Origin of the sequence: Nocardioides currus (assembly GCF_003057875.1) — a bacterium.
GTDB classification, from domain to species: Bacteria; Actinomycetota; Actinomycetes; order Propionibacteriales; family Nocardioidaceae; genus Nocardioides; species Nocardioides currus.
This window is the reverse complement of the sequence record NZ_PYXZ01000009.1, coordinates 167,559-182,476: the sequence shown is the minus strand read 5'-3', so window position 1 is coordinate 182,476 and position 14,918 is coordinate 167,559. Positions and strand designations below refer to the sequence as shown.

Here is a 14,918-nt window from a genome sequence, read left to right as displayed (position 1 = left end):
GTTGCCGGTGCCGTCGGCCTGGGTGGTGCAGATGGTGGTGCCGCCCTCGGTGACGGTGACCGTCGAGCCGGGTTCGGCGGTGCCGGTCACGGTCGGGGTCGTGTCGTCGATGGCGTCTCCGTCGGCAGGAGACGAGATGACCGGCGGGTTGGGCGCGGTCGTGTCGTTGATCGTGAAGGTCACGGAGTCGGCCTCCGACTTGTTGCCGGCCGCGTCCTCCGCGATTGCGTCGAAGGTGTGCTCACCCTCGGCGAGGTCGGTGGCCGGCGTGCAGCTCCACACGCCGAGCCCGTTGGTCTGCGCGGTGCACACCTCCGTGCCGTTCTCGCTCACGGTCACGGTCGAGCCGGGTTCGGCGGTGCCGCTGACGGTCGGGGTCTTGTCGTCGGTGGTGCCGCCCTGCGCCGGGGTGAGGATCACGGGCGTGGCCGGTGCCTCGGTGTCGGGGGAGGCGACGATGGTGAACGTCACGGGCGCGGACCGTGGTGACTCGTTGCCGGAGGCATCGGTCGAGGTCGCCCTGACCGTGACCGACCCGAGCGGGAGATCGTCGTCAGGGGAGCAGGACCACGTCCCGTCGGCGCCCACGGTGACGTCGGTGCACAGCACCGTAGCGTCGTCGGTGCCGTAGACCGTCACGGTCGAGCCGGGCTCGGCGCCGGTGCCGGTGATGGTGGGGGTGCGATCCGTGACCTCGTCGCCAGCGGACGGGTCGGTGATGGCCGGCGCGCCGGGCGCCTGGGCGTCGGGCGTCGAGCACTCCACCCCACCGGCCGGGGCCTGGGCGCGGACGCTCAGGGGGGCCAGGTTGAGGTCGACGTTGGCGACCGGTGTGCCGGGGATGACGGGGAGCACGTTGACCCGCGCGCGCAGGAGGTACTGGAGGTCGGCCGATGCCGCGGCACCCGAGCCCGTGTTGACCACGGAGTTCTGGTTGAACGCGTTGAGCGTGACCGTCACGAGCGGGTTGCCGGTGGCGATCGTGACCGCGTTGCCGTTGAGCGGGATCGGCGTCTGGGTCGCACCGACGGTCGCGGTGATGGTGGGCGGGTTGACCAGCTGCACGGTCCCGGTGGTGCCGTTGGAACGGGCCACGACCCGGACCGGCGTGGAGGGAGTGCTTCCGACGTTGACGCGGACGGTGTTGCCCAGCAGGCGGATGTCGCCGAGCACGGCCTCGGTCGTGGAGACCACGTCGGACCCGCCGTCGCCGTCGTCGACGAGCTTGGTGGTGCTGTGGAAGGTGGAGGCTCCCACGCTGGCGAGGTTGCCCAGGCCGCCGGCGGAGACGAGGGTGGCACCGGCCAGCTCGGTGCGGGAGTCACTGAGGACGCGCTCGTTGCCGACCGCGGGCGGGCACGCGTTGTCGGAGGTGTAGTCGGCGTAGGTGTCGACGCCGATGACGCCGACGTCGACGACGGGGTCGAGGACGTCGAGCGACGATCCGAGCAGGCTGTCCGGCGCGGGATCCGACTTCGGCGCGGCGGTCGCGCGCTGGCGTCCGACGGGGACGTTGACGCCGCCGAAGAGCAGGGAGGCGTCGAGGTTGGCGGCATCGGCCATCACGTCACCTGAGGCGCGAGTGCTGTCGACGTCGGCGAGGCTGTGGCCGATCCGGGCGTTGGCCAGAGACGGCAGCCCCAGCAGGGTGGCGGAGAGGCCCACCAGGTCGCCGTGCGCCGATGCGCTGTAGTCGGCCGGCAGCGGAGCGGCAGACGCGGGTGCGCTCGTTGTCGTGACGGCGAGGACCGGCGCGAGCGCGAGGGTGGTCAGGCATGCCACGAGCGAGCGTGGCGGACGGATTTTCACGATCCGTTCCTTTCGTGGAGGCTGCGACACAAGGTCAGCTGGCTTCCCCGGGTGCGACCCCAGCAGTTCTGTAGCCCCCAACTACTGCGGTTTCGCGAGCACACCGTAGGCGTTGATGGCGAGGCTGTGGACCGGGACCGGGAAATTGGACGGGTTGTCCCACCCCTGGGGGCGGGAGGAAAACGCGAGGGGGCGGGCGCTCGGCGCATGCGGCGGCATGCCCGCCCCCTCGCTCCGGGGGGTCCTAGGCGCGTGGCGGCGCGGTCGTTCCGCGAGCCACGGCGGCGGCTGCCCTGTCGGGCACCTTCAGTGGGAGCGCGGCGGCGGCGAGACCTCTTCGACGTACAAGCACAGCAGGCGTCCTCTCGGGAGAGACGAACACCGCGCCATCGACCCCCGGCCAACGGCGACGCAGCGAATGGATGATTCCGTCGTACGTGTCCCCGACCTGCCCCGGGCGCGGACACCCAGGTCAACGACCGCCGATCGCCGAGGTCACGCGGGGGTTCCCCAGTTGGACTCGCGGCGCGGCGCGCGCGTAGTCTTCAGGGTGCGCCAGAGGTCTGCGCGAGTCCCATCCGGAGCGGACCCACAGCTCGCTGCTGCTCATCGCATGCGAAACCGACCTTCACGCGTGTCCTCATCTACTTCTATCCACCCAAGGAATCACTTCCCTTATGACGAGCACCATCTCCACTCTTCCCGATTACGACGCGCCCCAGGTCGCGATCAACGACATCGGCTCCGAAGAGGACTTCCTCGCGGCGATCGACGCGACCATCAAGTACTTCAACGACGGCGACATCGTCGAGGGCACCATCGTCAAGGTCGACCGTGACGAGGTCCTCCTCGACATCGGCTACAAGACCGAAGGTGTCATCCCCTCCCGCGAGCTCTCGATCAAGCACGACGTCGACCCGTCCGAGGTCGTTTCCGTGGGCGACGCGGTCGAGGCCCTGGTCCTCCAGAAGGAGGACAAGGAAGGCCGGCTGATCCTGTCCAAGAAGCGCGCTCAGTACGAGCGCGCCTGGGGCACCATCGAGCAGGTCAAGGAGGAGGACGGCGTCGTCGAAGGCACCGTCATCGAGGTCGTCAAGGGCGGCCTCATCATCGACATCGGCCTGCGTGGCTTCCTGCCCGCGTCGCTGGTCGAGATGCGCCGCGTGCGTGACCTGCAGCCCTACGTCGGCCAGGTCCTCGAGGCGAAGATCATCGAGCTCGACAAGAACCGCAACAACGTCGTGCTCTCGCGCCGCGCCTGGCTCGAGCAGACCCAGTCCGAGGTCCGCCACGGCTTCCTGACCCAGCTCCAGAAGGGCCAGATCCGCAAGGGCGTCGTCTCCTCGATCGTCAACTTCGGTGCCTTCGTGGACCTCGGCGGCGTCGACGGCCTCGTGCACGTCTCCGAGCTGTCGTGGAAGCACATCGACCACCCGTCCGAGGTCGTCACCGTCGGTGACGAGGTCACCGTCGAGGTGCTCGACGTGGACATGGACCGCGAGCGCGTCTCCCTGTCGCTCAAGGCCACCCAGGAAGACCCGTGGCAGCACTTCGCCCGGACCCACCAGATCGGCCAGATCGTCCCGGGCAAGGTCACCAAGCTGGTGCCCTTCGGTTCGTTCGTCCGCGTCGAGGAGGGCATCGAGGGCCTCGTGCACATCTCCGAGCTCGCCGAGCGTCACGTCGAGATCCCCGAGCAGGTCGTCCAGGTCAACGACGACGTCATGGTCAAGATCATCGACATCGACCTCGAGCGTCGCCGGATCTCGCTGTCGCTCAAGCAGGCCAACGAGACGGCCGCCGCGGCCGAGGTCGAGGACTTCGACCCGACGCTGTACGGCATGACCGCGACGTACGACGAGCAGGGCAACTACGTCTACCCCGAGGGCTTCGACCCCGAGACGGGCGAGTGGCTCGAAGGCTTCGACGACCAGCGCGCGGTCTGGGAGGAGCAGTACGCCAAGGCGCACGAGCGCTGGGAGGCCCACGTCAAGCAGCAGGCCGAGGCCAAGGTGGCCGAGGCCGAGGCCGGCGAGGCGACGTCCTACTCCTCCGGTGGCGACGACGTGGCCGAGACCGGTGGCGACACCGGCGGCTCGCTCGCGTCCGACGAGGCGCTGCAGGCGCTTCGCGAGAAGCTCACGGGTGGCCAGGCCTGATCGCCTGACACTCCTCACCGAACGGTCCACCGGCACTGCCGGTGGGCCGTTCGGCGTTCCGGGGCGCCGTACGCCCGCGTGCTTTCATGGACACGTGGCTGCTCGCGACTCCCAGGTGCGTGCGGGCGACAGCGACCGCGACGAGGTCGTCGCCCTGCTCGGCGACGCGTTCGCGGCGGGTCGCATCGACTACGAGGAGCTCCACCACCGCACCGACCGGGCGGTGTCGGCACGGACGATGGGCGAGCTGCGCGTCCTGGTCCGGGACCTCGGGCCGATCCCGGACCCGGGCGCGGTGCTGGTCCTCAACGCGGGGCTCGGTCGCCAGGTGCGGTCGGGCCCGTGGGAGGTGCCGCCGCGGCTCCTGGTGACGGCCGCCGTCGCCGACGTGCGCCTCGACTTCACCCGGGCCGTCTGCCCCCACCGCGAGGTGCACGTCGAGGTGCGGCCCGGGCTCGGTCGCGTGCGCCTGCTCGTCCCGCGCTCGTGGGGGGTGAGTCTCGTCGGGCTCAGGACCGGGTGGGGATCGGTCCGCAACGACCTGCCACCGCAACCGCGGAGCGGACGCCCCGCGATCATCGTGGCCGGACGACTCGGTGTCGGGCGCGTGGACGTGCGCCGCCCGCGGTTCTCACTGCGCTGACCTCTCGGCGAGGGCGGGCAGCCTGTCGCGGCGCACCTTCCCGGTCGCGGTCATGGGCAGCTCGTCGACGTGGAGGTAGGTCTTGGGTCGCTTCGCCGGAGCAAGCACGGCGCGCGCGTGCCCGACCAGCACACCGGTGTCCACGCTCCCGACGACCGCGGCGCAGACCCGCTGGCCCCAGTCGGGGTCGGGGAGGCCGAACACCGCCACGTCCTCGACGCCCTCGACCTCGCGCAGGGCGTTCTCGACCTCGAGGGGATAGACGTTCACGCCGCCGCTGATGACGAGGTCGTCACGCCGGCCGTCGAGGTGGACGAAGCCGTCGGGGTCGATGCGCCCGACGTCGCCGACGGTGAACGCCGGACCGTCGGAGGTCTCGCGCCACGCCGCGGCGGTCTTCTCCGGGGCGCCGAGGTAGGTGAAGCGCGCGTGGGGTGGCACCACGCACCACAGCCGGCCGTCCTCGTCGGTGGTGATGGAGCGGCCGGGCCGGGCCCGCCCGACGGTCCCCGGGTGCTCGAGCCAGTCCTCGGAGCGGCAGGCCGTGAACTGTCCCTCCGTGGAGCCGTAGAACTCCCACGTGCTCGCGTCCGGGAAGGCCTCGATCAGTCGGTGCTTCAGCGACGTCGGGCAGGGCGCTCCGGCGTGCGCGACCAGCCGGAAGCTCGACAGGTCGGGGACGCCGACCTCGTCCCAGTGGGCGAAGAGCCGCTGGAGGTGGGTCGGCACGCAGAACATCGTGGTCGGGCGGTGCTCCCGGACGGCCGCGGTCACGACGGCCGGGTCGAACCTGCCCGGGACGACGATCCTGCCCCCGGCCAGCAGCGTGCCCATCGCGAACCGCAGCGGAGCCGAGTGGTGCAGCGGGCTCAGCACGAGGTTGACGTCGTCGGCACCGAAGCCCCACAGGTCGCGCTCCTCGGCGACGAGCGCCGCCGCGTCGGCGGGGGAGAGCAGGCCGGAGAAGACGCCCTTCGGCGTGCCGGTCGTCCCGCTGGTGCAGTGGATCGGTCGCCCCTGCGGAGCGCGGGAGCGACCGGCCGCGTGGGCCTCGAGCAGGCGCTCGAGGTCGCGCTGGTCGGTCACGACGAGGTCGGGGCGGATCGGCTCGAGGATGCGCGTGCGCTCGGACTCGGTCAGGGCCGGGTCGAGGGGGACCGGGAAGACGCCGTCGGCCAGGAGCGCGAGCACGAGGTCGACGTACGGCGCCGAGCCCGGCACGAGCAGGGCGACCCGGCTCCCGGGGCCGAGGTGCGGTGCGTCCATGCGCCTCATCCAAGCAAGGACGACCGGCGTACCGCCAACGGGAGTCAGGAGCTGCGGGGAACGAGGTGCTGGCGCACCTCGACGGGACCGAGCTCGTCGTGGTCGTCCGCGTGGGTGGCGGATCCGGCGAACAGGTCGTGGCGGGCGTAGCTGACGAGCAGCGTGGCGAGGGCGGCGAGGACGATGATGAAGGCGAAGGAGGTCATGGCAGAAAGTCTGCGCCCATCGCGATGCTGCCACCAGTGGCAGGAATGACAGGGTTAGTTGATTTTCTGCCACTCATGGCGCAGGCTGGCCCCATGCACAAGGTCGCCGTGGTGGTCCAGGACGGGGCCGAGCCGTTCGGGCTGGGCGCGATGTGCGAGGTGTGGGCCGAGCCCTACCACCCCGAGGACGACAACCCCGTCTTCGACTTCGTCGTGACCACGCCTCGTCCGGGGCGTGTCCGGGGCAGTGTCTACGACCTGCACGTCGACCTCGGCCTCGACCAGGCCGCCGACGCCGACCTCGTCTGCGTGATCCCCAAGCGGGGCTACCTCGAGCCGTCGCCCGAGGTCGTCGAGCTCGTCCAGCACGCGCACGGTCGCGGGGCCTTCGTCTTCGCGCACTGCTCGGCCGCGTTCATCCTCGGCGAGGCCGGCCTGCTGGACGGCAAGCGCTGCACCACCCACTGGCGGCACGTCGACGAGCTGGCCGCGCTCTATCCCGAGGCGCTCGTCGACGGCAACGTGCTCTACGTCCAGGAGGACAACCTGGTGACCGGCGCCGGCTCCGCCGCCGGGCTCGACGCGGCGCTGCACCTGATGCGCCAGCAGTTCGGGTCGCGCGTCGCCGCCACGGCCGCCCGCCGGATCGTGGTCCCGCCGCACCGCGACGGCGGGCAGGCGCAGTACATCGCCCGTCCGGTGCCGGTGTGCGAGTCGGAGGCACTGGCGCCCCTGCTGGCGTGGATCTCGGCCAACCTCGCCGAGGAGCTCACCGTCGAGGAGCTGGCCCGCCACATGCACATGTCGCCGCGCACCTTCGCTCGGCGCTTCAAGGACGAGACCGGCACGACGCCGTACAGCTGGGTGCTCGCCCAGCGCGTCCAGGCGGCCGAGGAGCTGCTCGAGCAGACCGACCACTCGATCGACTGGATCGCGGGCGAGGTGGGCTTCGGCAACGCCGCCACGCTGCGCCACCACTTCGGCCGCAGCCGCGGTGTGAGCCCGGTGGAGTATCGCCGTACCTTCAGCCAGACAGCCTGAGCGACGCCGCACCGACCTCGGTAGCCTTGCCCTCGTGACGCACCAGCCCCTCGCCGCCCTGTCCCGTGACGACCTCGCCGCCCTGCTCCAGGAGCAGACGACGGCGTACGACGACCTGAAGACCCGTGGCCTCAAGCTCGACCTGACGCGGGGCAAGCCGTCGGCGGCGCAGCTGGACCTCTCCGACGAGCTGCTCAACCTGCCCAACGGCTTCACCGACGGGTCCGGCACCGACGTCCGCAACTACGGCGGCCTCACCGGCCTGACCGAGCTGCGCGAGATGTTCGCCGACCTGCTGTGGGTCGAGCCCGAGCAGGTCATCGCAGGGGGCAACTCCAGCCTGACCATGATGCGTGACTGCCTGATCTACATGCTGCTCTTCGGCGCCCGCGACAGCGACCGCGCGTGGAGCAAGGAAGGGACGATCAAGTTCATCTGCCCGGTCCCCGGCTACGACCGCCACTTCACGCTGCTCGAGTCGCTCGGCATCGAGATGATCACGGTGCCGATGAACGACGACGGTCCCGACGCCGAGGCGGTCGCACGCCTGGTCAAGGACGACCGCTCGATCAAGGGCATGTGGGTCGTCCCGACCTACGCCAACCCGGCCGGCTCCGTGTGCAGCCAGGAGGTGGCCGCGCGGCTCGCCTCGATGGAGACCGCCGCCCACGACTTCAAGATCTTCTGGGACAACGCCTACGCGCTGCACCACCTCACCGAGGAGGAGGCCAAGAGCGCCGACATCCTCACCCTGGCGTCGGCCGCGGGCCACCCGGACAGGCCGATCATGTTCGCCTCGACCTCCAAGATCACCTTCGCCGGCGCCGGGGTCGCGTTCCTCGCCGCCTCGGTGAACAACGTCGCGTGGTACCTCGGGCACCTCGGCAACGGCTCGATCGGCCCCGACAAGGTCAACCACCTGCGCCACGTCCAGTTCTTCGGCTCGGCCCAGGGCGTGCGCGACCACATGGCCAAGCACCGCGAGATCATCGCCCCGAAGTTCGCCGAGGTCGACCGGGTGTTCTCCGAGCGGCTCGGCGGCTACGACGTCGCGACCTGGAACAAGCCCGCCGGCGGCTACTTCGTCAACCTCGACGTGGTGCCCGGCACCGCGGCTCGCGTCATCGCGCTGGCCAAGGACGCGGGCGTCGCGCTGACCCAGGCCGGCTCGTCCTTCCCGCACGGCCAGGACCCCCACGACCAGAACATCCGGATCGCCCCGACCATGCCGCCGCTCGAGGAGGTCACGGCCGCCATCGACGCGGTCGCGACCTGCATCCTGCTGGCCGCCGCGGAGCAGGCGACCGCCTCGGCGCAGGGCTGACCCGGTGGCGTTCCTGCCCTTCACCTTCTCGATCGTCGGCGCCCAGAAGGCAGGCACGTCCACGCTCCAGTGGATGCTCAACCAGCACCCACAGGTGGCCCGCCCGCCACGCAAGGAGATGGGATGGTTCGACGTCGACGAGGCCACCTGGCGCGAGCTCGACCACGCGACGTACGGCATCACGCACGCGCGCCCCATCCACGCCGCCCTCGGCGACGCCACGCCGCGCTACCTGCTGATGCCCGGGGCGCTGGAGCGGATGCGCACCCAGCGCCCCGACATGCGGCTGATCGCCACCTTCCGCGACCCGATCGACCGGCTCGTCAGCCAGTGGGTGATGGTGCGCGAACGCCAGCCCGACAAGGCACCCGACTGGCCCGAGATGATGGCGTGGCGGCCCGACGACTTCCCGACCGAGCTGCCGGCGGAGTTCGCCGGCCCCGGCGGGCGGGCGAGGTTCATGCGTGCCTCCGGCGTGATCCGCGGCTACTACGGCGGGCAGGTCCGCCACGGGCTCAGCGTGTTCCCGCGCGAGCAGTGGCTCTTCATCGACTTCGCGACCATGCTGGCCGAGCCCAACGCGACGCTCGACCGGGTCACCGAGCACATCGGGGTCGGTCGGTTCAAGCCCTACCCGCCGTTGCGGAAGCTGATGGCGGGGTCCCCGTCGATCACCGGCACCGCGCCGACGGGGGCGGACCTGATGACGCTGGCGCGGGCGCTCGAGCCGGAGCTGGCCGGCTACGTCGCCCAGACCGGCCTGTCCGTCGACCACTGGACCACCGAGCGCCTGCTGACCGGTCAGCTCGACGCCGACGAGCAGGCAGCGACGTACGCCGCGAAGGCCGGCCTGCAGCCGAGCTGATCCGAGGTTCCGGACGCCGATCGTCCGCGACCTCTGGCACGGTGGGTCCATGCCGCTCACCTTCGCCGGGACCCTGGACCGCTCCGCCGTCGTCGACGCCGTCGACCTCCTCGCCCCGCTCGTCGAGAGCACGGCCGTCGCCGAGGCGTGGGACCGGACCTCGGCGCTGGACGGGCTGACGGTCGGCGGGCTGGTGCGACACCTGGTCAGCCAGCCCGAGTGCGCGGTGGAGTTCCTCACGACTCCCGGACCACCGGGAGCCGACGCGGTCCAGCTGGTCGACCACTACGACCGGGTCGACTGGTGGCGAGCCCCGGTCGACGCGGCGGAGAACACCTCCATCCGCGACGACTTCAACGCGATGGCCGCTGCTGGTGCCGAGGAGTCGCTCGAGGTGCTCCGGTCCTCCGCCCGGGAGCTGGCGGCGGCGATCGCGGCCGCCGGACCGACCACCTACGTGCCCTGGCAGGACTGCGCGCTGCCCACCGACGACTTCCTGGTCGTGCGGCTGATGGAGATCGTGGTGCACGCCGACGACCTCGCCGTCAGCATCGGCACGCCGCCGCCGGACTTCTCGCCGGAGGTCGTGGAGCCGGTGCTGGCCCTGCTGGCAGCCCTGGCGGCCCGCCGCCACGGATCGGTCGACCTGGTCCGCGCGCTGAGCCGCCGGGAGCGGTCGCACGGCGCCGTGTCCGCCTTCTGATCGCGCTGCACCGGGAGAGGACGGACGATGGACGACGTGATGGCGGAACGCGGCTACACCACGCGGCTCCTGACGGAGGACACCTGGCCCGACTTCGCCCGGCTGGTCGAGGCCAACAACGGCGTGTGGGGCGGGTGCTGGTGCATGGGCTTCCACCCGGAGGGATTCTCGGCCGGCAGCGCGGAGGGCAACCGGGAGGCCAAGCTCGCCCGCGTCCGTGAGGAGACCGTCCACCAGCTGCTCGTCTACGACGGCGACGAGGCCGTGGGCTGGTGCCAGTTCGGCTCGCCCGACGAGATCGCCACCATCAAGAACGCCACGGCGTACGCCCGCGAGCTCACCGACCTGCCCGACTGGCGCATCGGCTGCATCTTCACCGACAGGCGGCACCGCGGCCAAGGGGTGGCCCGGGCCGCGGTGACCGGCGTGCTCGCGGAGATCGTGGCGGCCGGGGGCGGCGTCGTCGAGGCCTACCCCGAGCAGGTGGACGACCGACCCCCGCAGCGGGGCGCCTACCTCCACACGGGGCCTGAGACGCTGTATGCCGACCTCGGCTTCGAGCGGGACCGCAGGATCGCCAAGTGGCGCTGGGTGATGCGCCGGCAGGTGACCGGCTGACGCACCGCCGTCAGGCGGCCTCGGCGAGGCTGCCGCGGACCAGGGTGGCGTAGTGCCCGCCCCGGAGCAGCAGCTCCTCGTGGGTGCCGGTCTCCACGACGCGGCCGTGGTCGAGCACGGCGATCCGGTCGGCGTTGCGGACGGTGGAGAGCCGGTGCGCGATGGTGATCGTGGTGCGACCCCGTGCCAGCGCGTCGAGGGAGGCCTGGATGGCCCGCTCGGTCTCGTTGTCGAGGGCGCTGGTGGCCTCGTCGAGCACCAGCACGGCCGGGTCGCGGAGCAGGGTGCGCGCGATCGCGAGGCGCTGCTTCTCGCCTCCGGAGAACCGGTGGCCGCGCGAGCCGACGATCGTGTCGTAGCCGTCCGGCAGCCCGGCGATCAGGTCGTGGACCTGCGCCTGGCGGCACGCGTCCTCGATCTCCTGCTGGGTGGCGTCGGGACGGGCGTGCAGCAGGTTCTGGCGGATGCTGGTGTGCATCAGGTAGGTCTCCTGGGTCACCATCCCGACCCGGCTCGCGAGGTCGGTCGCCGCCACGTCGCGGACGTCGACGCCGTCGACCAGCACGCGGCCCTGCGTCGGGTCGTGCAGGCGGGCGACCAGCCCGGCCATCGTGGACTTGCCGCTGCCGGTCGTGCCGACGAGCGCCAGGCTGGAGCCCGCGGGCACCGTGAGGTCGATGTCGGTGAGGACGGGGCGGTCGGGGTCGTAGCCGAAGCCCACGTGCTCGAAGGTGACCTGTCCGCCGAGCCGGGGGAGCGGCACGGGGTCGACGGGCTCGGGGAGGTCGACCGGCAGGTCGGCGTACTCGAAGATCCGGGAGAACAGGGCCATGCACGAGGTGATGTCGACGCCGACGTTGAGGAGCCCCATCAGTGGGCGGAACAGGGTCCCCTGGAGGGCGATGAACGCGACGAGGGTGCCGATGGTCATGCCGCCGGCGGTCGCGGGGAAGCCGGCGGCGAGGTAGATGGCGGCCGGGATCGCGGCGAAGATGATGTTCATCGTCGCCATCCGCCAGCGACCGGCGAGGCGGGAGCGGATCTCGAGGTCGACGAGGTCGGCCGAGGTGTCCTCGAAGCGGGCGCTGAGCGCGCTGCCGACGCCGAGGGTCTTGGTGAGCAGCACGCCGCTGACCGAGAGCCCCTCCTCGATCTGCACGTGCAGGTCGGCCAGCCGGCGCTGGCGCTGGGCGGTGATGGTGTGCCGCATCCGCGCCACCTGCCGGGTCAGCAGGACCGCCGGGGGGAGCACGACCAGGGAGAGCAGCGCGAGGCGCCAGCTCAGGGCGACCATCGCGATGGCGGTGCCGATCACGACGGTCACGTTGGCCGCGATCGAGGTGGCGGTGCTGGTGACGACTCCCTGCATGCTGCCGATGTCGTTGACGAGGCGGGACTGGACGTCACCGCCGCGGGTGCGGGTGAAGAAGCCGAGCGACTGGCGCTGGAGGTGCGCGAACAGGTCGCTGCGCAGGCGGTGCATGACGCGCTGGCCGACCGCGGTCGAGAGCCAGGTCTGCACGACGCCGATGGCGGCGGTCGCGACCGCGACGCCGAGCATGCCGAGGACCAGCAGGACCAGCAGGCGCACGTCCTGCTGGGGGAGCGCGTCGTCGATGACGTGCCGGACGAGGAACGGCTGGGCCAGGCCGACGGCCGAGCTCAGCACGATCAGGGCGATCACGATCGCCAGGGTGGCGCGGTGCGGCGCGAAGAGGCGCGCGATCCGGGCCAGCGACACGGGGTGGTCCACGAGCTGCCGCCGGTCGGCGGGGTCGGGACGGCCGCTGCGGGAGCGGCGGGAGCTCTGCTGGTCATCCATGCGACCAACTCCTCTCAGGTCTGAAGTCGTGAGGTAACCTCACTATGAGGCTACAACCGCGTTGTCGCTATCGTTATTCCATGACGTCGCCCCCGTCCGACTCGACCGGAGACCTGCTGATGGCGGTCGCCCGTCGGATCCGGCGCGAGACGGCCCACGAGCTCGAGGGGTGGGGGATCACCCCCTCCCAGTCGCGCGCGCTGCGGGTGATCGCCTCGCACGAGCCGCTGCGCCTGTCCGTGCTCGCCGGCTGGCTCCGGATCACGCCGCGCTCGACCACCGAGGTCGCCGACGCGCTGGAGGAGCAGGGCTGGATCGAGCGGGTGGCCGACCCGTCCGACCGGCGCGCGTCCCTGGTGTCCCTCACCGCCGAGGGCAGCCTGTTGCTGCGGCGGATCGAGGACGTCCGTGGGCAGGCCGCGGAGCGCGTGCTCGACGTCCTCGGCGAGCGTGATCGCCGTACGCTGGACCGGATCCTCACGACGTTGGGAGAACAGTGACCATGCGGGTCGGACTGACCGGGGGGATCGCCTCGGGCAAGAGCACGGTGTCGGGGATGCTGGCCGAGCTGGGTGCGGTGATCGTCGACGCCGACGTGCTGGCGCGCGAGGTCGTGGGTCGGGGGACGCCCGGGCTCGACGCGGTGGTGGCGGAGTTCGGACCCTCGCTGCTGACGCCGGACGGCGACCTGGACCGCCCGGCGATGGGGGCGCTGGTCTTCGGCGACGACGACGCACGCAAGCGCCTCGAGGCGATCGTCCACCCGCTCGTCATCGCACGGATGGCGGAGCTCGAGGCGGAGGCGGACGACGACGACCTCGTGGTCCACGACATCCCTCTGCTGGCCGAGGGGGGTCGGGCCGACACCTTCGACGCCGTGATCGTGGTCGACAGCCCGCCCGAGGTGCAGGTCGCGCGGATGGTCGCCGACCGCGGCTGGACCCGGGACGAGGCCCTCGCCCGGATCGCGGCGCAGGTGACCCGTGAGGACCGGCTCGCCATCGCGACCCACGTCATCGAGAACACCGGCAGCATCGACGAGCTGCGCGACCGGGTCGTCGCGGTGTACGCCGCGCTGCTGGCCGAGGCCTGAGGCGCGGCGTTTCGGACGGGCCCGCCGTCGCGGGTAGCCTTCGCGCCGTGTCCACCCCCCGATCAGCCGCCCTGGCCCTGACGGCCAGCCTGGTGGTCGGCGTGCTGGCGGCGTGCACGTCCACGAGCGGAGCGCCGGAGACGACCGGCGCGGAGCCCGCGGCGAGCTCGAGCGCCACGCAGGAGCCGACGCCGGACCCCAGCACCCGGCTGGGCTGGGGACCGACCCTCGGCGAGCTCGACCGGGCGAAGGCGATCGTGGCCGACATGAGCGACGAGGAGGTCGCCGGGCAGGTCATCGTCGGCCGCTACCTCGGCACCGACCCCACCGAGGTCGCCACCATGCTGCGCGAGCACCATCTCGCCGGGATCTCCATCACCAACGGCAACGTCGTCGACGAGACCCAGGTGCGGGAGATGACCGCCGAGCTGACGCAGGCATCGCTCGACGACGGTCGCAGCTACCCGCCCGTCCTCGGCGTCGACCAGGAGGGCGGCTATGTCTCGCACCTGCGCGGCATCGCCACCGAGTTCCCCGCGTTCACGGCGGCGGGCGCGGCCATCGAGGCCGACGGGCCGTCGGGTCGCGAGATCGTGCGCCAGGCGGCGTACGCCACCGGACTGGAGCTGCGCGACCTCGGCTTCACCTGGGTCTTCGCCCCCGTGGCGGACGTGACGATCGGCGCGGCTGACCCGACGATCGGCACCCGCTCGGCCAGCGAGGACCCGGCCGTCGCCGCCAAGGCGACCGCCGCGGCCGTGCGCGGGTTCGACGCGGCGGGGGTCGTGTCGACCGCGAAGCACTTCCCGGGCCACGGCGCCGCGACCAGCGACAGCCACGACACGCTGCCGGTCCTCGACTCGACCCTCGCCGAGATCGAGGCGCACGACCTGCCTCCCTTCGAGGCCGCGATCGCCACCCATGCCCCGGCCGTGATGATGAGCCACCTCGACCTGACCGCGATCGCTCCGGGTGTGCCCGCCTCGCTGGCGCCCGAGGTCTACGACCTGCTCCGCGACGACCTGGGGTTCCAGGGGGTCGCCATCACCGACTCGCTCGGGATGGGCGCGGTGGCGTCGTCGTTCAAGCCGGCCGTGGCCGCGCTCAACGCCGGGGCCGACCTGTTGCTGATGCCCGTCGACACCGTCGAGACCCATCGCGTGGTCACGCAGGCACTCAGGCAGGGCGACCTGTCCCGCGAGCGGATCGAGGAGGCCGCGGCGCGCGTCGTGGCCCTCCAGCTCTGGCAGCAGCGTGCCGCCGCCGAGCAGCCCGTGCCCGCCGATGTCGGGACCGTCGCCCTCGACGCGGCCGCCGCGCTCACCTCCGCGGCGTACTGATCCCTGCTCCCTTGTCGCCGCCCCGCGGC

At 71.8% G+C, this 14,918-nt stretch carries 14 protein-coding genes; 10 read left to right on the top strand and 4 right to left on the bottom strand.

What is annotated here, in order from left to right:
- On the bottom strand, positions 1 to 1,809 hold a 1,809-nt coding region (locus C7S10_RS18550; protein ID WP_207769462.1), incomplete at its 3' end, for an Ig-like domain-containing protein.
- A gap of 677 nt (positions 1,810 to 2,486) precedes the next feature.
- Here C7S10_RS18550 and rpsA point away from each other — a divergent pair.
- On the top strand, positions 2,487 to 3,968 hold the full coding sequence (gene rpsA, locus C7S10_RS18545) for a 30S ribosomal protein S1 (protein WP_108345931.1): 1,482 nt from the start codon (positions 2,487 to 2,489) through the stop codon (positions 3,966 to 3,968).
- 94 nt (positions 3,969 to 4,062) lie between these two features.
- Positions 4,063 to 4,611 (top strand): DUF1707 SHOCT-like domain-containing protein, encoded by a 549-nt coding sequence (locus C7S10_RS18540; protein WP_165807219.1) that lies wholly within the window; start codon positions 4,063 to 4,065, stop codon positions 4,609 to 4,611.
- Here C7S10_RS18540 and C7S10_RS18535 read toward each other — a convergent pair.
- On the bottom strand, positions 4,600 to 5,877 hold the full coding sequence (locus tag C7S10_RS18535; protein WP_243395464.1) for a class I adenylate-forming enzyme family protein: 1,278 nt from the start codon (positions 5,875 to 5,877) through the stop codon (positions 4,600 to 4,602). The two genes, C7S10_RS18540 and C7S10_RS18535, sit on opposite strands and share 12 nt — an antisense overlap.
- Before the next feature lie 44 nt (positions 5,878 to 5,921).
- On the bottom strand, positions 5,922 to 6,083 hold the full coding sequence (locus C7S10_RS22345; RefSeq protein ID WP_165807218.1) for a hypothetical protein: 162 nt from the start codon (positions 6,081 to 6,083) through the stop codon (positions 5,922 to 5,924).
- Positions 6,084 to 6,176: 93 nt separating this feature from the next.
- On the opposite strand from C7S10_RS22345, the gene C7S10_RS18530 reads away from it, so the two are divergent.
- From C7S10_RS18530 to C7S10_RS18510, 5 genes are read left to right on the top strand one after another with little or no spacing between them, the layout of a single operon-like run.
- A complete protein-coding gene (locus tag C7S10_RS18530; protein ID WP_108345954.1) occupies positions 6,177 to 7,124 on the top strand; it encodes a GlxA family transcriptional regulator in 948 nt (315 codons plus the stop codon).
- Positions 7,125 to 7,158: 34 nt separating this feature from the next.
- Positions 7,159 to 8,448, top strand: a complete 1,290-nt coding sequence (locus tag C7S10_RS18525; RefSeq protein WP_108345928.1) for an aspartate aminotransferase type Ic — start codon at positions 7,159 to 7,161, stop codon at positions 8,446 to 8,448.
- 4 nt (positions 8,449 to 8,452) lie between these two features.
- A complete protein-coding gene (locus C7S10_RS18520) occupies positions 8,453 to 9,313 on the top strand; it encodes a sulfotransferase family protein (RefSeq protein ID WP_108345927.1) in 861 nt (286 codons plus the stop codon).
- Positions 9,314 to 9,362: 49 nt separating this feature from the next.
- Entirely contained in the window at positions 9,363 to 10,016 is a 654-nt protein-coding gene (locus C7S10_RS18515) for a maleylpyruvate isomerase N-terminal domain-containing protein (protein WP_108345926.1), read from the top strand.
- 27 nt (positions 10,017 to 10,043) lie between these two features.
- Complete coding sequence (locus tag C7S10_RS18510; protein ID WP_243395463.1) at positions 10,044 to 10,634, top strand: GNAT family N-acetyltransferase; 591 nt, start codon at positions 10,044 to 10,046, stop codon at positions 10,632 to 10,634.
- 10 nt (positions 10,635 to 10,644) lie between these two features.
- Here the strand turns inward: C7S10_RS18510 and C7S10_RS18505 are convergent, their stop codons facing one another.
- On the bottom strand, positions 10,645 to 12,456 hold the full coding sequence (locus tag C7S10_RS18505) for an ABC transporter ATP-binding protein (protein WP_108345925.1): 1,812 nt from the start codon (positions 12,454 to 12,456) through the stop codon (positions 10,645 to 10,647).
- A gap of 80 nt (positions 12,457 to 12,536) precedes the next feature.
- Between C7S10_RS18505 and C7S10_RS18500 the strand changes: the two genes are divergently transcribed.
- The 3 genes from C7S10_RS18500 to C7S10_RS18490 are packed head-to-tail and all read left to right on the top strand — an operon-like array spanning position 12,537 to position 14,889.
- On the top strand, positions 12,537 to 12,956 hold the full coding sequence (locus C7S10_RS18500; protein WP_108345924.1) for a MarR family winged helix-turn-helix transcriptional regulator: 420 nt from the start codon (positions 12,537 to 12,539) through the stop codon (positions 12,954 to 12,956).
- A 2-nt stretch (positions 12,957 to 12,958) separates the two neighbouring features.
- Positions 12,959 to 13,549 (top strand): dephospho-CoA kinase, encoded by a 591-nt coding sequence (gene coaE, locus C7S10_RS18495; RefSeq protein ID WP_108345923.1) that lies wholly within the window; start codon positions 12,959 to 12,961, stop codon positions 13,547 to 13,549.
- Between the two features lie 47 nt (positions 13,550 to 13,596).
- Positions 13,597 to 14,889, top strand: a complete 1,293-nt coding sequence (locus tag C7S10_RS18490; RefSeq protein WP_108345922.1) for a glycoside hydrolase family 3 N-terminal domain-containing protein — start codon at positions 13,597 to 13,599, stop codon at positions 14,887 to 14,889.
- Positions 14,890 to 14,918: the final 29 nt, after the last annotated feature.

Coding starts and splice junctions, on each gene's coding strand:
- rpsA (WP_108345931.1), top strand. CDS start 2,487: ATGACGAGCACCATCTCCACTCTTCCCGATTACGACGCGCCCCAGGTC.
- C7S10_RS18535 (WP_243395464.1), bottom strand. CDS start 5,877: ATGGACGCACCGCACCTCGGCCCCGGGAGCCGGGTCGCCCTGCTCGTG.
- C7S10_RS22345 (WP_165807218.1), bottom strand. CDS start 6,083: ATGACCTCCTTCGCCTTCATCATCGTCCTCGCCGCCCTCGCCACGCTG.
- C7S10_RS18530 (WP_108345954.1), top strand. CDS start 6,177: ATGCACAAGGTCGCCGTGGTGGTCCAGGACGGGGCCGAGCCGTTCGGG.
- C7S10_RS18515 (WP_108345926.1), top strand. CDS start 9,363: ATGCCGCTCACCTTCGCCGGGACCCTGGACCGCTCCGCCGTCGTCGAC.
- C7S10_RS18510 (WP_243395463.1), top strand. CDS start 10,044: ATGGACGACGTGATGGCGGAACGCGGCTACACCACGCGGCTCCTGACG.
- C7S10_RS18505 (WP_108345925.1), bottom strand. CDS start 12,456: ATGGATGACCAGCAGAGCTCCCGCCGCTCCCGCAGCGGCCGTCCCGAC.
- C7S10_RS18500 (WP_108345924.1), top strand. CDS start 12,537: ATGACGTCGCCCCCGTCCGACTCGACCGGAGACCTGCTGATGGCGGTC.
- coaE (WP_108345923.1), top strand. CDS start 12,959: ATGCGGGTCGGACTGACCGGGGGGATCGCCTCGGGCAAGAGCACGGTG.